This is a genomic window from Plantibacter sp. M259, from assembly GCF_006065115.1.
GTDB classification, from domain to species: Bacteria; Actinomycetota; Actinomycetes; order Actinomycetales; family Microbacteriaceae; genus Plantibacter; species Plantibacter auratus.
Window position 1 is genome coordinate 3,178,921 of sequence record NZ_CP040750.1, and the last position, 21,706, is coordinate 3,200,626.

The window sequence follows — 21,706 nt, forward strand, 5'->3', positions numbered from 1 at the left end:
CTGGGAATGTCCACAGGTGATCCCTTGCTACACTGTTCTAGCCGGGCCGCAGTAACCCCGGGCTCCAAAAATCGCCGCTTCGAGCGGCCTTGCGCCGAGAGGCGTTCCTGCGGCCTGGCACTTCCTTTGTGCGGAGGTCTTCAGCCGCCTGCCGCCCGTTCCGTGATGACACCGGAACTGGGGGGCCGAATCCGGTCGATTCCTCCAATCGGATCCCCGGTCGGCACCGAACTCCGTGTATGACCGCCGCACTGTACACGCAGACCCGACCTCGGGTGGGCGTCGCGCAAACGGCCGGTGTCCGTGAGAAGCTAAGACTTGTGACCACGGGACCGGAAGCCGACGCTGCACCGCAGGTGTCTTTGGCGAACGTGCTCGACGCGCTCCTCATCCGCGTGGCCGGCGGCGACCAAGTCGCATTCAGCGAGCTGTACGACCACATCGCTCCACGGGTCCTCGGACTCGTCAAGCGGGTGCTCGTCGACCACGCGCAGTCCGAAGAGGTCACCCAGGAGGTGTTCCTCGAGGTCTGGCAGAACGCCCAGAAGTTCGAGGCGGGCAAGGGCACGGCCACGACCTGGGTGCTCACCATGGCCCACCGTCGCGCGATCGACCGCGTGCGTGCCTCACAGGCCGGACGCGACCGCGATCTCAAGATCGGCATCCGCGACTTCGACGAGCGTGTCGACAACGTGCAGGAGACGGTCGAGATCCGGATCGAGCACGAACGCGTCAAGCGGGCCTTCGTCCGGTTGAGCGAGCTGCAACGCGAAGCTGTTTCGCTCGCCTACTACGGCGGCTACAGTCACAGCGAGATCTCGAACCTGCTCGGCGTGCCCATCGGTACGGTGAAGACCAGGCTGCGAGACGGAATGATCAGACTTCGAGACGAGTTGGGGGTGCGTACATGACCGAGCGAGACGATGCAACAGACCTGGCAGCCGGTAACGCGCTGCACACCCTGACCCCGCGCGAGCAGGAGCGGTTCGACCGCCTGCGCGCCGAACACGAGTCCGTCCGCGAGGAAGCGGCGGAATTCGAGGAGACCGTCGCCATGCTCGACCTCGCAGCACCTCCCGTGCAGCCGTCGGCAGCGCTCAAGAACTCGCTCATGGCCGCGATCCAGAACCTGCCGCAGCTGCCCGCTGACGCCCCCGTCGATGCTCCTGTCGCCGAGGTGCAGGCACTCCCGACCGCGGTCCCAGACGTCGACGATGCGCCGGTGTCGACACCGACCGCCACGCCGGCCCCCACAGCAGCGACCACCCCGGCAACCCCGGTGGCCGGTGCGGCGGAGCGCAAGGCCGCCTCACGGTGGCGTCGCAGTGCCGTCGGCATGGTCGTCGGCGCCGCAGCAGCGGTCGGCCTCATCTTCGGCGGTGTCGGACTCGCGAACACCTTCGGTGGCGGATCCCTCACCCAGACGGTCGCACTCGCGGAGATCAACGCGGCATCCGACGTCCAGCGCGCCAAGGTGTCCATGGACGATGCGACGGCGACCCTCGTCTGGTCGGGTGAGCTCGGCAAGTCCGCCCTGCTCGTCGACGGACTCGGCTCCCTGCCGTCCGACAAGGTTTACGAACTCTGGTACATCGGCGAAGGTGGCCCGGTCTCAGCCGGCACCTTCTCAGCAGCCAGCGGCACCACCTGGCGGGTCCTCGACGGCGCCATGAGCGCGGGCGACAAGGTCGGCGTGACGGTCGAGCCGCAGGGTGGCTCCAAGCAGCCCACCACCGACCCGATCATGGTCATCGAGACGGCGTAGTCCGCTCGCTCCGGTCCAAGAGCGTTTGTCGGCAGGCTCTTCGCCTCGACAGACTCGCGGACCCGCTGCAGACGACGACAGCCCCGCCCGGGATTCCCGGGCGGGGCTGTCGTGATGCCGGCGTCAGATCAACCGAAGCGACCCGAGACGTAGTCCTCGGTCGCCTGGACGGACGGCTTCGAGAACATCGTCGTGGTGTCGTCGTACTCGATGAGCTTGCCCGGCTTGCCGGTGCCCGCGATGTTGAAGAACGCGGTCTTGTCGCTGACGCGGCTCGCCTGCTGCATGTTGTGCGTCACGATCACGATCGTGTACTCCTGCTTGAGCTCCTCGATGAGGTCTTCGATGGCGAGCGTGGAGATCGGGTCGAGGGCCGAGCAGGGCTCGTCCATGAGCACGACGTCGGGGGAGACGGCGATGGCACGAGCGATGCACAGACGCTGCTGCTGACCACCGGAGAGACCGGAGCCCGGCTTGTCGAGGCGGTCCTTCACCTCGTTCCAGAGGTTGGCGCCCTGGAGCGAACGCTCGACGAGCGCGTCCTGGTCGGACTTCGACATCTTGCGGTTGTTGAGCTTGACGCCCGCGAGGACGTTCTCCTTGATGCTCATCGTCGGGAACGGGTTCGGGCGCTGGAAGACCATGCCGACCTGACGGCGGACGAGGACCGGGTCGACGCCCGGGCCGTAGAGGTTGTTGCCGTCGATCAGGACCTCGCCCTCGACGCGTGCGCCGGGGATGACCTCGTGCATGCGGTTCAGGGTGCGGAGGAAGGTGGACTTGCCGCAGCCGGAGGGGCCGATGAAGGCGGTGACCGTGCGGGGCTGGATCTGGAGGGAGACGCCCTCGACAGCCATGAAGCTGCCGTAGAAGACGTTGAGGTCGTTGACTTCGATGCTCTTGGACACGGGGTTCCTTTGCTCGCGGCCTAGCGGCCGAACTTGGGGGCGAAGATCTTGGCGATGAGTCGGGCGATGAGGTTCAGCGCCATGACGATGAGGATGAGGACGAGGGCGCCGGTCCAGGCGCGGTCCACGTAGGCTGCCCCGTCGGTGCCCTGGTTCGCGTACTGGGTGTACACGAAGACGGGGAGGGTCATCATCGGGCCGTCGAAGAGGTTGTAGTTCATGCTCTGGGTGAAGCCGGCGATGATCAGGAGGGGCGCGGTCTCACCGATGACGCGGGCGACGGCGAGCGTCACACCGGTGATGATGCCGGCGATCGACGTGGGGAGGACGATCTTGAGGATGGTCAGCCACTTCGGCACACCGAGGGCGTAGGAGGCCTCACGCAGCTCGTTCGGCACGAGCTTCAGCATCTCCTCGCTGGAACGGACCACGACGGGGATCATGAGCAGCGACAGCGCGATGGCGCCACCGATGCCGAGCCGGACGCCCGGGCCGAAGAAGATCGCCAGCAGGGCGAAGGCGAACAGTCCGGCGACGATGGACGGGATGCCGGTCATCACGTCGACGAGGAAGGTGATGCCCTGGGAGAGCTTGCCGCGACCGTACTCGACGAGGTAGATCGCCGTCAGGATCCCGATCGGGATGGAGATGACCGACGTGGCCAGCGTGATGAGCAGCGTGCCGGTGATGGCGTGCAGTGCTCCACCGCCCTCACCGACGACGTTCCGCATCGACAGGGAGAAGAACTCGATGTCGAAGCGGGCGGCGCCGGCCGAGATCACCGTGATGGCGACCGAGACGAGCGGCAGGAGGGCGACGACGAAGGCTGCGGTCACCAGGGTGGTGAGCAGGCGGTCCTTGGCCTTCCGGCGTCCCTCCACCATGAGCGACGAGACGTACACCGTCACCGCGTAGAGCGCGGCACCGAGCACGACGGCTCCGGGGACGTTGTAGCTCTTGTCGGCCGTGGACTGCTGCAGCAGCAGGAAGATGACGCCGCTGACGATGAGGCTGCCCGCGAGAATGGTGAGCGGCGCGAACTTCGGCAGCTTGCCCGCGGTGAGCGAGTTCGAGAACGGGGTTGCGATGGACGCCTGGCGGCGGTCGGTCGTGGCGGTCATCAGTTCGCTCCCGAGAATTCTTTACGACGGTTGACGATGAGTCTGGCGATGAAGTTCACCACGAAGGTGATGATGAACAGGATCAGGCCGGTGGCGATGAGCTTGTTCACGTCGATGCCGAAGGACTCGGGGAAGTTCAGGGCGATGTTCGCCGCGATGGTGTTCGGGTTGCTCGAGGTGAGCAGGAAGAACGAGTAGACGGCGGCGGGGGAGAGCACGAGCGCGACGGCCATCGTCTCGCCGAGGGCGCGTCCGAGGCCGAGCATGGAGGCGGACACGATGCCTGGGCGTCCGAACGGCAGGACCGCCATCTGGATCATCTCCCAGCGCGTGGCGCCGAGCGCGAGTGCGGCCTCCTCGTGGAGCTTCGGGGTCTGGAGGAAGATCTCCCGGGAGATGGCCGTGATGATCGGGATGATCATGACTGCGAGCACGAGGGCGACGGTGAGGATCGTGCGACCGGTGCCGGACACCGTGCCACCGAAGAGCGGGATCCAGCCGAGGTTCTCGGACAGCCAGGCGAAGAAGGGCTGGACGAACGGTGCGAGGACGAGCGCGCCCCAGAGGCCGTAGACGACCGACGGCACGGCGGCCAGGAGGTCGATGACGTAGCCGAGGGCGACCGCGAGTCGGCGCGGCGCGTAGTGGGTGATGAAGAGGGCGATCCCGAGCGAGAGCGGCACGGCGATCGCGAGGGCGAGGATGGCCGCCCAGATGGTGCCGAAGACGAACGGGCCGACGTAGGCCCAGAAGCTCGTCGGAGCACCGGTGAACGACGAGGAGTCGGCTGTGAGGGCCGGGAACGCTTGGACGATGAGGAAGATCGCGACCGCCGCCAGGATGACGAGGATGAGCGATCCGGAGACGACGGAGAGCGTCGAGAAGACGCGGTCGCCGACTCGTTGCTTGGCTTTGGGTCTCGCAGCTAGGGCCTCGACAGCCATGGGTTCCCGTTCTCTCGATGCGATGGTGGTGCCCCTCGACAGACTCGGGGAGCGGGGTACTGCGGGTGCTGGTGACGCAGGTCGAGCGTGCCGGGCAGGACCCGGCACGCTCGACCGTTGGATTACTTGATGGACGCGATCGCGTCCTGGACCTTCTTGGCGAGGTCTGCGGAGAGCGGCGCAGCACCGGCCGACTTCGCAGCCTCTTCCTGGCCGGCGTCGCTGGCGATGTAGCCGGCGTAGGCCTTGACGAGGTCGGCGACCTTCGGGTCGGCGTACTCCTGGCAGGCGATGAGGTAGCTCACGAGCACGATCGGGTAGTGGGTCGCGTCCGTGGTCTCGCGGTCGAGCTTGATCGCGATGTCGTTCGCCTCGCGGCCTTCGACGAGCGGCGAGCCCTCGACGACGGCGGCAGCACCCTCGGCGCTGTACTCGACGAACTCCTCGCCGACCTTGATCTTCGCGACACCGAGGTCGCCGGCCTTCGACGCGTCGGCGTAGCCGATGGTGCCGGTGCCACCCTTGACGGTGTCGACGACGCCGGAGGTGCCCTTGGCACCCTCACCCGACTGGAACGGGAAGGTGTCGGCCGGCTCAGCGGTCCAGACGTCCGGAGCGTTCTTGTTCAGGTAGTCGGCGAAGTTCTTCGTCGTTCCCGAGTCGTCCGAGCGGTGGACGGCGGTGATCGGGGTCGAGGGGAGCTTGGCCTCGGGGTTCAGTGCGACGATCGCCGGGTCGTCCCAGCTGGTGATCTGACCGGCGAAGATCTTCGCGATGGTCGCTGCGTCGAGGTTGAGCTCGTCGACGCCCTCGACGTTGAAGATGACCGCGATCGGGGAGATGTAGACCGGGAGGTCGATCGCCTTGGTGTCGGCTGCACATGCGGCGAACGTGCTCGAGAGCTCTTCGTCGGAGAGTGCGGAGTCCGAACCGGCGAACTGCACGCCGCCGGCGATGAACGCCTTGCGGCCGGCGCCGGAGCCGTCGGGGGAGTAGTTGATGGTGACGTCCGGGTTGGCCGTCTGGAAGGCGGCGACCCAGGCTTCCTGGGCGCTGCCCTGCGACGATGCGCCGCTACCGGCCAGGCTGCCCTTGAGGTCGCTGGCGGCTGCGCTCGTGGCGGTGGCGCCGCCTTCGTTGGCCGCACAGGAGGTCAGTGCGACGGCTGCGACTGCTGCTACGACCGCGACGCGGCCGAAACGTGAGAACTTCACAGGGATGTCCATTCATTGGTGTGGGTGCGAGCCGGTGCTGGCTCGTCAGTGACGCTAACCACGTGGCATGACGAGCATCCCCCGTGATGGTAAACAACGGGTGAACGGATATCGACGGCTTCATGGCGGCCGAGGTGGCGACGCCGCGAATCCACTACCAACGGCCCCTGTTCAGGGGGTTCGCACGGATGGGGTCAGACGCGCGGTTCGTGCGTTTCGATCGCGATGATGCCGGAGCTCGGGTTCGTCCGGGAGAGGTGCACGATGGAGAACGCTCCGGTCTCGAGTGCGGCGGCACTCCCGAGGTAGGAGCCTCGGGTGGACCCGGTGGCCAGCGCGATCTCGTGCAGGATTTCGGGGAGCACCGGCCCGTGGCTGCAGAGGATCGCCGTCTTGAGCGCCCGGACGCGGCGGCCGACGACCCGGCGGACGTCCGATTCGCCCCGCTCGTAGGCGTCCTGGCTGATGAGGTCGGAGCGTTTGGGCTCGATGCCCGCGGCCGCGGCGATCGGGCTGACGGTGCTGACGCAGCGCACGGCCGTGCTCGTCACGATCTTGCGAGGACCGAAGGCGAGCAGGGTCGGGACGTTCCCCGCGGCCTGCTTGACGCCGCGTGGTGCCAGCGGCCTGGTCGCGTCCTCGCCGGACCATTCGGAGGGGGACGTGGCCTTCCCATGGCGCATCGCGATGAGGGCGAAGGTCGCGGTGACCCCTTCGTCGACCAGCGCGGCGAAGGCGTCGAGGATCTCCACGTCGCGTTCGTAGCTGAGGTAGCTCCGTGCCCGCTTGATGGTGACCCACTCCAGGGCGGCGACCTCGCCGTTGGGGATGAAGGTGCTCTCGCGGACGGCCTGGTCGGTGACCTCGGCCGACCAGTAGTGGACGATCTTCTCGCGTCCGCTCGACAAGGGGTACGTGGAGACACCGAGCGGCACACCGAGGTGGACGCTCAGGCCGGTCTCCTCCTTGATCTCCCGCACGGCCGTCTGCGCGAGCGTCTCTCCGGGATCGACCTTGCCCTTGGGGATGGTGACGTCGCCGTACACCGTCCGGTGGATGACGAGGAGGTGGACCTTGCCGTCGATGAGACGCCAGCACACGGCACCGGCTGCATAGATTGCCGTCGTCGTCATAGTCACTGCCTCGTCGTGTCGTGGTGCTCGGGTGGGTCGCGGTACGAAGTCGTCAGCGACGGTTCCTCGGCCGGCGGCGGGCCGCGGTCTCGAGCATGAGGGAGTCTTGCAGATCCGTGAGCGGTCGTCCGTCAGCGTCGACCGCGTGGCGCGTCCAGACGCCGTCGGCGTCGAGCCACCACGACGACGTCTGCTCGTCGAGGGCCTGCTCGAACATCGCGGCGGTCGCCTCGAGGTGCTTCGGGTCGGTGAGCCGGACAAGCGCCTCGACGCGGCGGTCGAGGTTGCGGTGCATCATGTCGGCGCTGCCGATGAACACGTGCGGGTCGCCGTCGTTGTGGAACGAGAAGATGCGCGAGTGCTCGAGGTACCGCCCGAGGATGGAGCGCACGCGGATCGTCTCGCTCATCCCCGGCTGGCCGGGCTTCAGCGCGCAGATCCCGCGAACCCACAGGTCGACCGGGACCCCTGCCTGGCTGGCCCGGTAGAGCGCGTCGATGATCGACTCGTCCACCATCGAGTTGACCTTGATGCGGATCCCGGAGGGCTTGCCCTCCTCGGCGTTCGTGCGCTCCTGCTCGATGTGCTTGAGGAGGCCCTTGCGCAGGTGGCGCGGCGCGACCAGGAGGCGCTTGAACTTCTTCTCGATCGCGTACCCGGACAGCTCGTTGAAGAGGCGGGTGAGGTCTTTGCCGACCTGGTCGTCGGCCGTGAACAGACCGAGGTCCTCGTAGATGCGGCTCGTCTTCGGGTTGTAGTTGCCCGTACCGATGTGGCTGTAGTGGCGCAGGACCCCGCGCTCCTGTCGTACGACGAGCGCGAGCTTGCAGTGCGTCTTCAGTCCGACGAGCCCGTAGACGACGTGGACGCCGGCCTTCTCGAGCTTCCTGGCCCAGGAGATGTTGTTCTGCTCGTCGAACCGGGCCTTGATCTCGACCAGCGCCAGGACCTGCTTGCCGGCCTCAGCCGCGTCGATGAGTGCTTCGACGATGGGGCTGTCGCCCGAGGTCCGGTACAGGGTCTGCTTGATCGCGAGCACGTGCGGGTCGGCGGCGGCCTGCTCGATGAACGCCTGCACGCTCGTGGCGAAGGACTCGTACGGGTGGTGGACCAGGACGTCCTCGCGGGCGATCGATCGGAAGAGGTCGGGCTTGCCGTTCGGCTCGTCGGGCTGGAACTGCAGCGCCGTGGTCGGGACGCGTTTCGGGTACTGGAGATCCGGGCGGTCGATGCCGGCGAGGCTGAAGAGTCCGCCGAGGTCGAGCGGCGAGGGCAGGCGGTAGACCTCCTGCTCGGTGATGTCGAGTTCGCGGACGAGGAGTCCGAGGGTGACGTCGTCCATGTCGTCGGTGATCTCGAGCCGGATGGGCGGCCCGAACCGGCGGCGCAGCAGCTCCTTCTCGAGGGCCTGGATGAGGTTCTCGGTCTCGTCCTCCTCGATCACCATGTCCTCGTTGCGCGTGACGCGGAAGACGTGGTGGTCGACGATCTCCATGCCGGGGAAGAGGTGGCCGAGGTGGTTGGCGATGACCTCCTCGAGGGCGATGTAGCGCACGCTGGGAGCGGTGTCGAGCGACGCTGAACGGCGCTCCGCCGGACCGACGCGGACGAAGCGCGGCATCATCTGCGGGACCTTGAGCCGGGCGAACTCCTCGCGCCCGGTGCGGGTGTTCCGCACTCGGACCGCGAGGTTCAACGAGAGGCCTGAGATGTAGGGGAACGGGTGGGCCGGGTCGACTGCGAGCGGCATGAGCACCGGGAAGACCTGGTTGCTGAAGTATTCGCTGAGGTACTCGCGGTCGGCTGCGTCGAGTGAGTCCCAGGTGACGACCGTGACGCCGCGTTCGGCGAGGTCGGGACGGACGAGGTCGTGCCAGGCGCGGGCGTGCCGTTCCTGCAGGACGTGCGCCTGCTGCGAGATCTCGGACAGGACGTCGGCCGGCGCGTTGCCGACGTTCGTCGGGACCGCCAGGCCCGTGAGGATGCGGCGCTTCAGGCCGGCGACCCGCACCATGAAGAACTCGTCGAGGTTCGAGGCGAAGATCGCGAGGAAGTTGGCGCGCTCGAGGACGGGCAGCGCCGGGTCTTCGGCGAGCTCGAGCACACGCTGGTTGAAGGCGAGCCAGCTGAGTTCGCGGTCGAGGTAGCGGTGTTCGGGCAGCGCGGGATCGTTCCGCTCGAAGGCGGGGTCGAAGTCCTCTTCGTCTCCATCGAGGCCGACATCGAGCACGGTTGGGTCTGCTGGCATGACTTCATCATGACACCGTGGCGGGCGTGGTCGCGACGACTGCGGTGAACACTGTGTAAATGCCGCCGCGCCGCGCCGCTGTGGAGGGGATCAGGCGTCGGTTCTCGCGTACTGCACGTCGATGGTGTGGTCGGTGAATCCGAGTGAGCGGTACAGCGACACCGCAGGGAGGTTGTCGGCTTCGACGTAGAGCGTGACCGCCTCGACCCGTCGGTCCCGCAGGCGGGCCAGGCCGGCCTCCATCAGGAGTCGCCCGAGCCCTCGACCACTGGCCGCAGGGTGCACGCCCACCGCGTAGACCTCGCCGACCGTGTCCTCGACCTTCAACCAGATGAACCCGAGGAGGTCGCCGTCGGAGCCTCGTGCGAGCAGGAAGTCGTCGGCGTCGAACCAGGACTCGGCCTCCCGGGCGCGGAGATCGTCGAGGGTCATGCGTCCTTGCTCGGGGTGGTCGGCGAAGGCGAGCGCGTTGACCTCGAGCCACTCCTCCTCGTCGACTCCCGGCCGGAACGTGCCGACCGTGACATCCGCGTGCCCTGCGGTGGCCGGTCGTGCGCGGCTCGCCGGTGCCTTCGTCAGGCGGAGCTGCAGCAGCGTCCTGATCGGCGAGAAGCCGAACTCCTGTGCGAGCACCCGGGAGGCGGGGTGGTCGCCGTGTGCCCAGATGCGCACCTGCGGGGGACAGTTGGCGAGGACGCCGCGCAGTGCGGCGCGACCGTAGCCGTGACCCCGCCACTCGGGCTCGACGACGAACTCGAGTTCGCCATGGCCCAGGATGGCCGCACCCACGACGGCGAAGTCGTCGGGGTCGACCGGCGGGTCCTGCGGTTCGACGGCGAGGATCAGCGTCCGCGCGCCGGACGCGGCGTCGATGAGTGACTGGTCGCTGAACGGCGGCTGGCCGTCGACGAGCGACGCCGTGCGCACGACGCGCTCGAGCGCATCCCGGGTGCGGGCGTCGTCGACGCTACGAACCGACAGGGTCAGCCGGGGCATGATCGTCCTCGTAGACGTTGAAGCGGTAGCCGACGTTGCGCACGGTGCCGATGAGCTGCTCGAGGTCGCCGAGCTTGGCGCGCAACCGGCGGACGTGGACGTCGACGGTTCGCGTGCCACCGAAGTAGTCGTAGCCCCACACCTCGCTCAGCAGCTGCTCGCGCGTGAACACGCGGGAGGGGTGGGTCGCGAAGAAGCGGAGCAGCTCGAACTCCTTGAAGGTGAGGTCGAGCGGCTTGCCATGGACCTTCGCGGAGTAGCTGGCCTCGTCGATGACGACACCCGACGCCTGGATCTTGCTCGCCGAGTGCTCCTGCGAGGCGCGGCCGATCGCGAGCCGGATCCGCGCGTCGACCTCGGCGGGCCCGGCGGACTCGAGGATGACGTCGTTCACGCCCCAGTCGGCGCTGACGGCCGTGAGGCCGCCTTCGGTCAGGATGAGGAGGAGCGGGACCGACAGCCCGGACGCACCGAGGATCTTGCAGAGCGACTTGGCGCTCGCGAGGTCCTGGCGGGCGTCGACGAGCACGAGGTCCGAACTCGGAGCGTTCACGAGTTGTGCGGGGTCGGCTGGGATCTGCCGGGTGCGGTGGCTCAGGAGCCCGAGGGATGGGAGGACCTCGGTGCCGACCATGGAGGTCAAGACCAAAATTTGCGCCACGCGCATCCTCCCGACTGAGTTTGGAACCATATTAGGCGAACGACCGCACCCCACGTCGCACCGGGCGCCCGCTGGTGGTCCGATGGCGTCCGCTCTGTGACAATGGGTCCGTGAGCGAAACCACTCTCTCCCCCCGGCTGCGCTGGATCAGTGTCGTCTCCATCTGGGCGCTCGCGCTCGTCGGCGTCGTCGTGTCCGGCTTGCTCTGGAGCCCGGGGGAGACCTTCTTCGGGCTGTCGGCCACGCTCGGCCTCTGCACCCTGGCCGCGTTCTCGGCACAGCTGTTGACGCGACAGAAGGTGGGATTCGTCGATCGGATGTCGACGAGCGTCACCGGCGCCGTCCTCATCCTCGCCATCGGCGGTGCCGTGTATGGCCTCATCGCCCTGGCCTCGGGGTAGACTTTCCCCATGCTGCTCGCTCTCGAAATCTTCTTCATCGGCTTGCTCGTCCTCGCCAGCCTCGCCATCGCGTTCACCGCGGTGGTCGTGCTGAAGAACCTGTACCGCGGTCAGCGCTAGTCCGGGTCCCTCGATGATCGAGATCCCGAGCGGCCTGCCGAGCGAACTGGTCCCGCTGTCGTGGCTCATCGGCGTCTGGGAGGGCACCGGCGTCATCGACTACCAGGTCGGCGACGAGACCGTGACCCGCGAGTTCGGTCAGCGCGTGAGCTTCAGCCACGACGGCCTGCCCTACTTGAACTACAACTCCTACACCTGGCTCCTGCCCGAGCAGCCCCCGCGCGACGCCGAGGGGGCCTCGTCCACGGACGAGGCCGCCCTGTCGGACGACACCGCTGCGGACGTCGCGCCTGACGGAGCCTCGGCGGCCGAGTCCGGTGTGCCCGAGCCGCTCGTCACCGAGACGGGTTACTGGCGCCTCGAACGCCCGCTGATCGAGGGCGACCCGGGCCCGGGCATGCTCCCAGGGCAGGGCCCCCGCCCGTTCGGCACCGCGCAATCGGTCGAGACCCTGCGTACGTCGACCGGCGCCTTCCCCCTGCAGGTCTCGATCGTCCACCCGAACGGTGTGAGCGAGCTCTACCTCGGCCAGATCGACGGTCCGCGGATCGACCTCGCGACCGATGCCGTCGTCCGGACCGCGGGAGCCAAGGAGTACGCCGCCGCGACCCGCCTCTACGGCCTCGTCGAGAACCACCTGCTCTGGGCTTGGGACATCGCCGCCCTGGGACAGGACCTCCGGACGCACGCCTCGGCGCGCCTGGCCAAAGCCGACTGACGTGACCATTCCCAACGGAGCGGTCACACCGGAACCGATTCCGGGCTCGCCCTTCCTCACGCTGCCGGGTGCCGTCGAACAGGCGGACGCCGTCGACCACGGTGTCCCCTCCCATTACGGCAGCCCGAACATCGAACAGCGCCTCATCGCCAACGGTAAGGCGATCGTCGACCTGTCGAACCGTAGCATCGTGACGGTCACCGGCCCCGATCGGCTGAGCTGGCTCAACTCCATCACGAGCCAGGAGCTGCGCTCGCTGTCGGCCGGCATCTCGACGGAGACCCTCTTCCTCGACCAGAGCGGCCGGATCGAGCACGCGGTCAAGCTGCTCGACGACGGCACGACCACGTGGCTCGTCACCGAGGCCGCCGATGCTGCGGCACTCCACGCCTGGCTCGACCGGATGCGGTTCATGCTGCGCGTCGAGGTGGCCATCGCGACCGAGCAGTACGCCGTGATCGGAGCGGCGGCGGGTCTCGCGGTCGAGGCCGCCCAGCCGAACGGCATGCCGCTCGTCTGGCACGATCCATGGTCCGAGGTCGCGGTCGGCGGGCATCAGTACGCGACGGGTGAGCACCCGGGTGCAGCGTGGACATGGACCGAGACGATCGTCGCGCGCGAGCAGCTCGAATCGCTCGTGCAGCAGGTCCGTGCGGGGACGTTCTCCGCCGCAGGTTCGTTGGCCGCCGAGGCCCTGCGGATCGCCGCCTGGCGCCCGCGGTTGCAGTCCGAGGTCGACGAGCGGAGCATCCCGCACGAGCTCGACTGGCTGCGCTCGGCCGTCCACTTGAACAAGGGCTGCTATCGCGGTCAGGAGACGGTCGCCAAGGTGCACAACCTCGGGCACCCGCCGCGTCGCCTCGTCATGCTCCTCCTCGACGGCTCCGACGCGGTGCTGCCACCGGCCGGTTCGAACGTGATGCTCGTCGGCGACGGCGACGACGCGACCCGGAAATCCGTCGGACGCATCACCTCGAGCGCGATCCACCACGAGTTGGGCCCGGTGGCGTTGGCGATCGTCAAGCGCTCAGCGGATCCGGCGGCCGTGCTGACGGTGGAGGCCGACGGCATCGACGTCGCGGCGTCGCAGGAGATCGTCGTGCCGGCGGATGCCGGGGCCACGGCGAACGTGCCGCGGCTGCCGCGACTCGGCGCCGTCCGGCGCTGACCCCGGTGGGGAGCGACGACGCCTCGGACCCGGGCGTACGGGTCGACCGATGGACCGCCGCGGTTCGTCGCCGCATCGCACTCGGCGACGCCTGGCATCGTCTCGTCGGATCCATTCCGGCGGTGCTGCAGGTCAGCGCCACGGCTATCGGCGCGTACGCGTTCTCCCACTACGTGCTCGGGCACGCCGTGCCACTCCTCGCCTTGACCGTGACGATCTCGAGTCTCGGGTTCGTTCGCGACGCCCGCCCGATCCGGGTCCTCGAGACGGCCGTCGGGATGAGCGTCGGGATCGCGCTGGCCGAGATCCTGCTCCTCGGCTTCGGTCAGGGGACGTGGCAACTCGCGGTCGCGCTCGTGCTCACATTGCTCGTCGCCCGGTTCCTGTCGCCGGCGGCGTCGTTCGCGATCGCGGCGGCGGTGCAGTCCGTCCTCGTCATGCTCCTGCCCGTGCCTGACGGCGGCCCGTTCGTGCGCACCCTCGACGGTCTGATCGGCGGGGTGTTCGCCCTGCTCGCGACCGCGCTCATCCCGCGCGACCCGCGCCGGAGCGCTCGCCGGGACGGCCAGCGGCTCATCGATGAACACGTCCGGACGCTCGCCTCGCTCGTCGCCGCTCTCCGTCTCGGCGACCTCGAGGAGGCCGACCGCGCGCTCGCACGGGCGAGGGCCACCCAGCCGGCCCTGGACGCGTGGCGCGGAACCCTCGACTCAGGGCTCGCCATCGCGCGCATCTCGCCGTTCCTCCGCAAGGCGGTGTTCGACCTCGAACGGCAGCGGACCATGCTCGACGGCATGGACCTCGCGACCCGCAACCTCCGGGTGATCGCCCGGCGCATCGACTATGTGTCGCGCGACGCCACGAGCCGCCCCGAGCTGGCGGACCTGCTCGCGCGCACCTCCGTCGCGCTCGGCATCCTGTCGCAGTCGATCGGCGACATCGCCCAGCAGCCGGTTGCGAGGCAGTCCCTGCTCGAGATCGCGAAGCACCTCGAGCCGGTCGCCGTCCTTCCCGACGCCTCGGTCTCCGAGCAGGCGCTCGTGCTCGTGCTCCGGCCGTACCTCGTCGACCTGCTCACGGCCACCGGCCTGCCGACGCCGGAGGCGCAGGCGGCGCTGCCCTCGCTCTGACGGGACCGATCCCCGACATTCAGTCCGTCGAGGAAGTCCCCGGGGAGACAGCCGACCACGGCATCGTCAGCTCGCCGAGGCGCCAGCGGTTGCGGCCGGCCAGCACGGGCCACCCGCTGTCCCGGAGCGTCCGGACGGTCGCCAACCAGCGCTGGACCGGGCTGTAGACCGCCAGGGGTGCATGCGTGCGCCACGCGCGGTCGAGGTCCCTCATCAGGGCGTGAACGCGTTCGCCCGGCACGTTGTGGTGGATCAGCGCCTTCGGCAGTCGCTCGGCCACGATGGACGGCAGCTCGAGGTCGGCGAGCCGCAGACTGATCGAGAACGTCTCCGCACGCCCCTGGTCGTCGACCGTGATCCAGCTGGACACCCGTCCGATCTCGTCGCACGTCCCCTCGACGAGTACTCCGCCGGGCTGCAGCCGCGACGCCATGAGGCGCCAGGCCCCAGCGACCTCGGCTTCGTCGTACTGCCGGAGCACGTTGAACGCCCGGATCACCGTGGGACGGTCGTCGCCGGTCGGCACCTCGAACCCGCCGCGTGCGAAGGAGACCGCAGCCGTCGGCGTGAACCGGGTCGTGCCCGCTCGCACCTGCTGGAGCTGCGCGTCAGCGGTGCGGACGCGCCCCGGCTCGATCTCGAATCCGATGACCCGAACGTCGGGGCGGACGGCGCTCAGCCGGTCGTGCAGTTCCAACGCCGTGACGCCGCTCGCGCCGTAGCCGAGGTCCACCACGAGCGGGTTCGTCGTCCGTCTGAGTGAGGGGTGGGTCGCGATCCAGCGGTCCACCCGTCGGAGCCGGTTCGTGCCGGTCGTCCCACGGGTGATCGATCCGACGGGCATGGATCCATTCTCCCTCACGGAGCGGGGTCATCGTCCACCTCGCGGTCATGCGCCGTCGGTATGCTGGGGACATGCCTGAGACTTACACCCTCGTCCTGCTGCGCCACGGCAACAGCGACTGGAATCAGAAGAACCTGTTCACCGGTTGGGTCGACGTCCGACTCAGCGAACTCGGCGTCACCGAGGCCAAGCGTGCGGGCGAACTGCTCGCCGACTCCGGCATCACCCCGGACGTGCTGTACACCTCGGTCCTCTCCCGTGCGATCCAGACGGCGAACCTCGCCCTCGAGACCGCCGACCGCATGTGGATCCCGGTCAAGCGCAGTTGGCGCCTCAACGAGCGTCACTACGGCGCGCTGCAGGGCAAGGACAAGGCGCAGACGCTCGCCGAATACGGTCCGGAGCAGTTCCAGACCTGGCGTCGTTCCTTCGACGTGCCGCCGCCGCCGATCGACGATGACAACGAGTGGTCGCAGGCCGATGACCCCCGGTATGTCGGGATCGACGGCGAACTGCCCCGCACCGAGTGCCTGAAGGACGTCATCGACCGGATGCTGCCCTACTGGGAGTCCGACATCACGGTCGACCTGGCTGCCGGCAAGACCGTCCTCGTGACGGCGCACGGCAACTCGCTCCGCGCACTCGTGAAGCACCTCGACGACATCTCGGACGACGAGATCGCCGAGCTGAACATCCCCACCGGCATCCCGCTCGTCTACGAGCTCGACGCGGACTTCCGTCCGGTCGCACCGGCCCGGTACCTCGATCCCGAGGCCGCAGCAGCAGGCGCCGCCGCTGTCGCGGCGCAGGGGAAGAAGTAGCGGAAACCCCACCAAACCACCACCCCGGTCGGGAGTGCGGCTTGGCGACATCGTCGCCGAAAGTGCTCCTGGCCGGGGTTTTCCATGTCGCAAAAAAGGGGTTGAACCGCCTCGGGGTTGGGCGTACAGTGACTGCACTGTAACCCGATTGGGGGATACTCATGGAGCAGTCGACCGACGGCACCCGTTTCCCCCTGTGGCGCGCCCTGGCGCTCGGTGGCTTCGCCGCCGCAGCGTTCACGGCGGTGGCCCTCTTCGGGTCCCCCTCCTCCGCGCATGCCGACGACGGTGCCACCGATCCGTCGCTCCTGGGCGCGGTGACCGAGGTCGTCGGCTCGCTCGAACAGCCCGTCAATGCTGTCGCCGAGGTCGTCGATGTCGTCGACACCACCGTGCTCGAACCGGTGGTCGACGTCGTCGACGAGACCGTCGCTGCGGTACCGGTGGTGAACGACGTGGTCGAGGAGACCGTCGGCGCAGCACCCGTCGCCGCGATCGTCGATCCGGTCGTGCAGACGGTCGACCAGACGTTGACCGGCGTCGCCGACGTCGTCGCCGCGGTCCCGGTTCCCAGCACGCCGATCATCGATCCGGTCGTCCCAGCGCTTCCGCAGGGCCCGGCAGAGGACGTGTCGGCCACTGACTCGACCGCCGTCGGCGCGATCCTCCCGACGACGGTCCTCGGACCGCCGTCCGTCCAGCAGGGCGACTCGACGATCGTGTCGGGCGGCCAGGATCGCGAAGACACGTCGTCCACCACGGCCGTGCCCGCCGCCGCCGTCGGATCGTCCAGCCTCCCCGCCACCCCTGCGAACCTTCCGCTGCTGCCGGACGCCGACGGCCGCTGGGCCGTCACGCCGAGCGGCTCCGGGTCCTCCGGCTCCGGTGGCGCCGTCGGCGGTCCCGCAGCGGCCGAACAGTCGATCTCCGTCATCCTCCCTGCGCCCGGCGACGACCGTCGCGGACCCGCGCGAGACGAAGACCTTCCGGCTTCACCCACGTTCCCCTCCGATACCTCTCCTGACTGACCCCGGACCACTCTGCCGTTCGCGGCGGAGGCCCGCCCACTGGGCGGTTCAACGGTCCGAAGCCTCCCGATCACGGGAGCACATCAGTCACTCTGCAAGGAGCAGGAATCATGAATTCGTATGTCAAGAAAGGCCTCTACTGTGGCCTGTTCGTCGCGGGACTCACGTTCCTCGGCGCTACGGCGGCCAACGCCGACACGTCCGGGGATGACAGCATCCTCGGCGGAACCCTCGTCGACGTGGTCCTCGAGGCCCCCGTCGAGATCGTCGACACCGCGGTGAGCGTCGTCGGCGATTCAACGGCGACGTCCGCACCGGAGGCTGTACCGGCGCCTGAGCCGGCACCCGCGCCGGAGCCGGCACCAGCACCGGCACCTGCGCCGGAGCCCGCACCGGTACCCGAGCCCGCGCCGGCCGCCACCACCAGTGGTGACGACAGTGTCGCGGGTGGGAACCAGGTCCAGTTGCCAGTCTCCATCCCGGTGACGGTCGAGGACAACGCGATCTCGATCATCGGCGATGCCGAGCAGTCGGGTTCGACGTCCGGACCGGTGGCGGGGGAGTCCGCCTCGCCGGTCGCCGACGAGGCGACGACGACCGGTGACGACAGTGTCGCCGGTGGGAACCAGGTGTCGCCGGTGGTGACCGTTCCGGTCACGGTCGGTGGGAACGCCATCTCGCTGTTCGGTGATTCGAGCAGTGAGGAGGCGGGTGCGCCTGCAGCGTCGGGTGGTGCGGCTGTTCCGGCGGCGCCGTCGACGACGACCGGTGACGACAGTGTAGCCGGTGGGAACCAGGTGTCGCCGGTGGTGACCGTTCCGGTCACGGTCGGTGGGAACGCCATCTCGCTGTTCGGTGATTCGAGCAGTGAGGAGGCGGGTGCGCCTGCAGCGTCGGGTGGTGCGGCTGTTCCGGCGGCGCCGTCGACGACGACCGGTGACGACAGTGTCGCCGGTGGCAACCAGGTGTCGCCGGTGGTGACCGTTCCGGTCACGGTCGGTGGGAACGCCATCTCGCTGTTCGGTGACTCGAGCAGTGAGCAGGCGGGTGCGCCTGCCACGTCGGGTGGTGCGGCTGTACCGGTGGCGCCGTCGACCACGACCGGTGACGACAGTGTCGCCGGTGGCAACCAGGTCCTCGGCGACGTCGGGCTCCCGATCTCCGTGGTCGGCAACGCCGTCAGCGTGATCGGCGACTCCGAGTCGACGGGCACCTCGGCCTCCGCTCCGGCATCGTCCGGCGGCGGCACGTCGACCACCGGTGGCGACGACAGCCTCGGCGGTGGGAACCAGATCGACCTCGGCCTGGAGCTGCCGATCACGATCGGCGGCAACGCGATCTCCGTGATCGGGGACAGCGAGACCGGTGGTCCCGGGACGACCGATCCCACCACCCCGGTCGACCCGACGGACCCTACGGACCCGACCGACCCGACGGACCCCACCACCCCGGTGACCCCCGTCGTGCCCACGGTCCCCGCCACGGTGATCACCACGACGACGGCGGCGTCCTCGACCGGCTCGAACACGACGGCCTCGGCCGCGCGTTCAGCTGAGCCGACGCTCGCCGACACCGGCAGCGTCGCGGGTCAGCTCCTGCCGTTCGCCGGCTTCGCAACGGTCCTCGGCCTCCTGCTCCTGGCAGGCGGCGCGATCACCCGTCGTCGGATGAGCTAGTCCCGCACGAACGGACGAGCGGTGCCGACCTGGTCTCGGGTCGACACCGCTCGTCGGGGTGTCCGGGATCAGCTGGTCAGTGGTGCACCGGCGTGGTCGCCTCGGGGATCCAGTCGCCGGTCGCGAGGTACTGGACCTTCTTGGCGATGGAGACGGCGTGGTCGGCGAAGCGCTCGTGGTACCGGGAAGCGAGGGTGGCGTCGACGGTCGCGACGGGCTCACCCTTCCAGGTGTCGCCGAGGACCTTCTCGAAGACGCTGGCGTGCAGCTCGTCGACGTCGTCGTCGTCGTTGCGGATCTCGTCGGCGATGCGCGGGTCCTGGGTGCGCAGCAGTTCCGTCAGTTTGCGGGCGATCGAGACGTCGAGTCGACCCATCTCGGCGAAGGTGGTCCGCAGGCCCTTCGGCACGGCCTTGTCGGGGAAGCGGTACCGCGACAGCTGGGCGATGTGCTCGGCCATGTCGCCCATGCGCTCGAGCGACGCGCTGATCCGAAGCGCGCTCACGACGATGCGCAGGTCGCGCGCGACCGGCTGCTGACGGGCGAGGATGTCGATGGCGAGCTCGTCGAGTTCGATCGCGAGCTGGTCGATGCGGTTGTCGTTGGCGATGACCTCTTCAGCGACCGCGACGTCCGAGTTGCCGAAGGACTGCGTCGCCTTCTCGATGGAGATCGTGACGAGTTCGGCGATCTCGACCAGGCGATCCTGGACCTCTCGCAGTGACTGCTGGAATACCTCGCGCATGGCTCTGGGTGCCGTCCTTCCGTGACCTGGCGGTGGGCAGGCAGATGCCCGCTCCGCCGATGATGCCGAACCAAGGTTAACAGTTGGGGCCTCAAGCGTGAACAGTCGTCGAAGTGGCGGGGTATTCGCGAGTTCGGCGTTCGGCGGACTGAGTAACGTAGTACCCATGGACACCATGTGGTTGGTGCTGATCGCCCTGGCACTCGGCCTCATCGTCGGGGGCGGTTTCGTCGCCCTCATCACCCTCGCCCTCCGACGGGGCGAGCGCGCCGCGACGGTCGTCAACCCGGTCGTGCCCGACGGGGTCGACCAGGTGCTCGAGGCCCTCGACAGCGCGGGCATCGTCGTCGATCCGTCCAACAACGTGCTGAAGGCCTCTCCTGGGGCGTTCGCGCTCGGCCTGGTACGCGACCGGGTGCTCGACAACCAGGAGTTCATCGACCTCGCGCTCGAGGTCCGACGCACCGGCGAGGCCGTCACGAGCGACCTGGAACTCGCACTCGGGCGCTTCGGTGAGGCCACCCGGCACCTGCGCGTGCGTGCGGCGCCGCTCGGGTCGCGCTTCATCCTGCTCCTCGCCGAGGACCACACGGAGGCGCGTCGACTCGACGAGGTCCGCCGGGACTTCATCGCGAACATCAGTCACGAGTTGAAGACGCCGATCGGCGCCATCGGGCTCCTCTCGGAAGCGCTCGACACCGCGGCCGACGACCCGGAACGGGTGAAGCGGTTCGCCAGCCGGCTCTCGACCGAGTCACAGCGACTCACCCGGATGACGGCGGAGATCATCGACCTCTCCCGGTTGCAGGCGGCCGACGCGCTCCATCAGCCCGAACTCGTCCGCCTCGATCGGGTCATCGCCGCGGCGGTGGACCAGAACCGCGTGCCGGCCGAGGCGACCGGGGTGGGGCTCTCCCTCAAAGGCGGCAAGAACCTCGAGGTGTACGGTGACGAGGCCATGCTCGTCGTCGCCGTGCACAACCTCATCTCGAACGCCATCCACTACTCGCCCACCGGCGCGCACGTGGGTGTCGGCGTCCGGGCGGTCGACGACGTCGTGGAGATCGCCGTCACCGATCAGGGCGTCGGGATCGCCGAAGAGGACCGCGACCGGGTCTTCGAACGGTTCTTCCGCGTCGACCAGGCGCGGTCCCGCCACACGGGCGGCACCGGCCTCGGCCTCAGCATCGTCAAGCACACCGTCCAGAACCACGGCGGCGAAGTGAAGGTCTGGTCGCAGCTGGGCCGTGGCTCGACGTTCACCATCCGCCTTCCCAGAGCAACGACCCCGCCGGAGGACCTCTCCACCGGCACGGCAAGGAGTACCCCGTGACCCGCATCCTGCTCGTCGAAGACGAAGCATCCCTGAGCGAACCACTGAGCTACCTGCTCGAACGGGAGGGGTACGAGGTCGAGGTGGCGGAGGACGGCCCCTCGGCGGTGCAGTCCTTCACGACTCGCGGCGCGGACCTCGTGCTGCTCGACCTCATGCTCCCCGGCATCCCCGGGACGGAGGTCTGCCGTCAGATCCGCGCGGTCTCGAGCACGCCGATCATCATGCTGACCGCGAAGGACTCCGAGGTCGACATCGTCGTCGGGCTCGAGCTGGGCGCCGACGACTACGTCACGAAGCCCTACTCGACCCGCGAGCTCCTCGCGCGGATCAGGGCGGTGCTGCGGCGCCGTGTCGAGGCGGACCAGGCGCAGGAGGAGGTGCTGCTCGAGGCCGGCACGGTCCGGATGGACACCGAGCGCCATGTCGTCGAGGTCAACGGCGCGCCGATCCCGATGCCGCTCAAGGAGTACGAGCTGCTCGAGCTGCTCCTGCGGAACGCCGGACGGGTTCTCACCCGTGGTCAGCTGATCGACCGGGTGTGGGGGAGCGACTACTACGGCGACACCAAGACGCTCGACGTCCACATCAAGCGCATCCGTTCCCGGATCGAGGCGAACCCCTCGGAACCGGTGATGCTCGTCACCGTGCGTGGGCTCGGCTACCGCTTCGAGGCCTGACGCAGGTCCAGGACGGACGAACGCCCCGCAACTCTGAAGAGGTGCGGGGCGT

21 protein-coding genes are annotated in these 21,706 nt (G+C 68.6%); 11 read left to right on the top strand and 10 right to left on the bottom strand.

Features of this window, described 5'->3' with window-relative positions; all coding sequences use genetic code 11:
* The first annotated feature begins 239 nt into the window (after positions 1-239).
* Entirely contained in the window at positions 240-911 is a 672-nt protein-coding gene (gene sigK, locus FGL15_RS14875; RefSeq protein ID WP_079705341.1) for an ECF RNA polymerase sigma factor SigK, read from the top strand.
* Complete coding sequence (locus FGL15_RS14880; protein WP_138946574.1) at positions 908-1,765, top strand: anti-sigma factor domain-containing protein; 858 nt, start codon at positions 908-910, stop codon at positions 1,763-1,765. The genes sigK and FGL15_RS14880 overlap by 4 nt, the downstream gene beginning before the upstream one ends.
* 128 nt (positions 1,766-1,893) lie before the next feature.
* Here the strand turns inward: FGL15_RS14880 and pstB are convergent, their stop codons facing one another.
* From pstB to FGL15_RS14920, 8 genes are all read right to left on the bottom strand, one after another.
* Positions 1,894-2,673: a phosphate ABC transporter ATP-binding protein PstB gene (gene pstB / locus FGL15_RS14885; RefSeq protein WP_056007815.1), complete on the bottom strand. Its 780-nt coding sequence runs from the start codon at positions 2,671-2,673 to the stop codon at positions 1,894-1,896.
* Positions 2,674-2,693: 20 nt separating this feature from the next.
* Entirely contained in the window at positions 2,694-3,794 is a 1,101-nt protein-coding gene (pstA, locus tag FGL15_RS14890; RefSeq protein WP_086474391.1) for a phosphate ABC transporter permease PstA, read from the bottom strand.
* Complete coding sequence (gene pstC / locus FGL15_RS14895; protein WP_079705344.1) at positions 3,794-4,738, bottom strand: phosphate ABC transporter permease subunit PstC; 945 nt, start codon at positions 4,736-4,738, stop codon at positions 3,794-3,796. Before pstC ends, pstA begins: the two co-directional genes overlap by 1 nt.
* Before the next feature lie 122 nt (positions 4,739-4,860).
* The gene (gene pstS, locus FGL15_RS14900; RefSeq protein ID WP_085511019.1) at positions 4,861-5,952 is read right to left on the bottom strand and encodes a phosphate ABC transporter substrate-binding protein PstS; all 1,092 of its coding nucleotides are present in this window, start codon (positions 5,950-5,952) and stop codon (positions 4,861-4,863) included.
* A 194-nt stretch (positions 5,953-6,146) separates the two neighbouring features.
* Positions 6,147-7,085: an NUDIX domain-containing protein gene (locus FGL15_RS14905; RefSeq protein ID WP_085510315.1), complete on the bottom strand. Its 939-nt coding sequence runs from the start codon at positions 7,083-7,085 to the stop codon at positions 6,147-6,149.
* 52 nt (positions 7,086-7,137) lie between these two features.
* Entirely contained in the window at positions 7,138-9,333 is a 2,196-nt protein-coding gene (locus tag FGL15_RS14910; protein ID WP_079705346.1) for an RNA degradosome polyphosphate kinase, read from the bottom strand.
* Positions 9,334-9,423: 90 nt separating this feature from the next.
* Positions 9,424-10,329, bottom strand: a complete 906-nt coding sequence (gene mshD / locus FGL15_RS14915; protein ID WP_138946575.1) for a mycothiol synthase — start codon at positions 10,327-10,329, stop codon at positions 9,424-9,426.
* Complete coding sequence (locus FGL15_RS14920) at positions 10,301-10,990, bottom strand: response regulator transcription factor (RefSeq protein ID WP_205858631.1); 690 nt, start codon at positions 10,988-10,990, stop codon at positions 10,301-10,303. Before FGL15_RS14920 ends, mshD begins: the two co-directional genes overlap by 29 nt.
* Positions 10,991-11,100: 110 nt before the next feature.
* Between FGL15_RS14920 and FGL15_RS14925 the strand changes: the two genes are divergently transcribed.
* From FGL15_RS14925 to FGL15_RS14940, 4 genes are all read left to right on the top strand, one after another.
* Positions 11,101-11,391 (top strand): hypothetical protein, encoded by a 291-nt coding sequence (locus FGL15_RS14925; protein ID WP_064296602.1) that lies wholly within the window; start codon positions 11,101-11,103, stop codon positions 11,389-11,391.
* Positions 11,392-11,524: 133 nt separating this feature from the next.
* Positions 11,525-12,229 (top strand): FABP family protein, encoded by a 705-nt coding sequence (locus FGL15_RS14930; protein ID WP_138946577.1) that lies wholly within the window; start codon positions 11,525-11,527, stop codon positions 12,227-12,229.
* 1 nt (position 12,230) lies between these two features.
* Positions 12,231-13,397, top strand: a complete 1,167-nt coding sequence (locus tag FGL15_RS14935; protein ID WP_370281779.1) for a folate-binding protein YgfZ — start codon at positions 12,231-12,233, stop codon at positions 13,395-13,397.
* A gap of 5 nt (positions 13,398-13,402) precedes the next feature.
* Positions 13,403-14,527: an FUSC family protein gene (locus FGL15_RS14940; RefSeq protein ID WP_138946578.1), complete on the top strand. Its 1,125-nt coding sequence runs from the start codon at positions 13,403-13,405 to the stop codon at positions 14,525-14,527.
* A 19-nt stretch (positions 14,528-14,546) separates the two neighbouring features.
* Here FGL15_RS14940 and FGL15_RS14945 read toward each other — a convergent pair whose 3' ends face one another.
* Complete coding sequence (locus FGL15_RS14945; RefSeq protein ID WP_138946579.1) at positions 14,547-15,371, bottom strand: class I SAM-dependent methyltransferase; 825 nt, start codon at positions 15,369-15,371, stop codon at positions 14,547-14,549.
* Positions 15,372-15,442: 71 nt separating this feature from the next.
* Between FGL15_RS14945 and FGL15_RS14950 the strand changes: the two genes are divergently transcribed.
* The 3 genes from FGL15_RS14950 to FGL15_RS20600 all read left to right on the top strand — a co-directional run bounded on the left by FGL15_RS14950 (position 15,443) and on the right by FGL15_RS20600 (position 18,896).
* Positions 15,443-16,192, top strand: a complete 750-nt coding sequence (locus tag FGL15_RS14950) for a phosphoglyceromutase (protein WP_079705352.1) — start codon at positions 15,443-15,445, stop codon at positions 16,190-16,192.
* A 161-nt stretch (positions 16,193-16,353) separates the two neighbouring features.
* Positions 16,354-17,220: a hypothetical protein gene (locus tag FGL15_RS14955; protein WP_138946580.1), complete on the top strand. Its 867-nt coding sequence runs from the start codon at positions 16,354-16,356 to the stop codon at positions 17,218-17,220.
* A gap of 110 nt (positions 17,221-17,330) precedes the next feature.
* Positions 17,331-18,896, top strand: coding sequence for a chaplin family protein (locus FGL15_RS20600; protein ID WP_138946581.1), 1,566 nt, complete (start codon positions 17,331-17,333; stop codon positions 18,894-18,896).
* A 76-nt stretch (positions 18,897-18,972) separates the two neighbouring features.
* Here the strand turns inward: FGL15_RS20600 and phoU are convergent, their stop codons facing one another.
* Positions 18,973-19,641: a phosphate signaling complex protein PhoU gene (gene phoU, locus FGL15_RS14965; protein WP_064296372.1), complete on the bottom strand. Its 669-nt coding sequence runs from the start codon at positions 19,639-19,641 to the stop codon at positions 18,973-18,975.
* Between the two features lie 166 nt (positions 19,642-19,807).
* On the opposite strand from phoU, the gene FGL15_RS14970 reads away from it, so the two are divergent.
* Together FGL15_RS14970 and FGL15_RS14975 are read left to right on the top strand one after the other, a co-directional pair.
* Complete coding sequence (locus FGL15_RS14970) at positions 19,808-20,974, top strand: cell wall metabolism sensor histidine kinase WalK (protein ID WP_079705355.1); 1,167 nt, start codon at positions 19,808-19,810, stop codon at positions 20,972-20,974.
* The gene (locus FGL15_RS14975; RefSeq protein ID WP_138946582.1) at positions 20,971-21,654 is read left to right on the top strand and encodes a response regulator transcription factor; all 684 of its coding nucleotides are present in this window, start codon (positions 20,971-20,973) and stop codon (positions 21,652-21,654) included. The genes FGL15_RS14970 and FGL15_RS14975 overlap by 4 nt, the downstream gene beginning before the upstream one ends.
* The last annotated feature ends 52 nt before the right edge of the window (positions 21,655-21,706 follow it).

What these genes read in the sequence shown, in the direction of transcription:
- FGL15_RS14905 (WP_085510315.1), bottom strand. Translation starts at nt 7,085, where the DNA reads ATGACGACGACGGCAATCTATGCAGCCGGTGCCGTGTGCTGGCGTCTC.
- phoU (WP_064296372.1), bottom strand. Translation starts at nt 19,641, where the DNA reads ATGCGCGAGGTATTCCAGCAGTCACTGCGAGAGGTCCAGGATCGCCTG.
- sigK (WP_079705341.1), top strand. Translation starts at nt 240, where the DNA reads ATGACCGCCGCACTGTACACGCAGACCCGACCTCGGGTGGGCGTCGCG.
- FGL15_RS14955 (WP_138946580.1), top strand. Translation starts at nt 16,354, where the DNA reads ATGGAGCAGTCGACCGACGGCACCCGTTTCCCCCTGTGGCGCGCCCTG.
- FGL15_RS14950 (WP_079705352.1), top strand. Translation starts at nt 15,443, where the DNA reads ATGCCTGAGACTTACACCCTCGTCCTGCTGCGCCACGGCAACAGCGAC.
- pstA (WP_086474391.1), bottom strand. Translation starts at nt 3,794, where the DNA reads ATGACCGCCACGACCGACCGCCGCCAGGCGTCCATCGCAACCCCGTTC.
- FGL15_RS14880 (WP_138946574.1), top strand. Translation starts at nt 908, where the DNA reads ATGACCGAGCGAGACGATGCAACAGACCTGGCAGCCGGTAACGCGCTG.
- pstC (WP_079705344.1), bottom strand. Translation starts at nt 4,738, where the DNA reads ATGGCTGTCGAGGCCCTAGCTGCGAGACCCAAAGCCAAGCAACGAGTC.
- FGL15_RS14910 (WP_079705346.1), bottom strand. Translation starts at nt 9,333, where the DNA reads ATGCCAGCAGACCCAACCGTGCTCGATGTCGGCCTCGATGGAGACGAA.
- FGL15_RS14970 (WP_079705355.1), top strand. Translation starts at nt 19,808, where the DNA reads ATGGACACCATGTGGTTGGTGCTGATCGCCCTGGCACTCGGCCTCATC.
- mshD (WP_138946575.1), bottom strand. Translation starts at nt 10,329, where the DNA reads ATGCCCCGGCTGACCCTGTCGGTTCGTAGCGTCGACGACGCCCGCACC.
- FGL15_RS14930 (WP_138946577.1), top strand. Translation starts at nt 11,525, where the DNA reads ATGATCGAGATCCCGAGCGGCCTGCCGAGCGAACTGGTCCCGCTGTCG.
- FGL15_RS14945 (WP_138946579.1), bottom strand. Translation starts at nt 15,371, where the DNA reads ATGCCCGTCGGATCGATCACCCGTGGGACGACCGGCACGAACCGGCTC.
- FGL15_RS20600 (WP_138946581.1), top strand. Translation starts at nt 17,331, where the DNA reads ATGAATTCGTATGTCAAGAAAGGCCTCTACTGTGGCCTGTTCGTCGCG.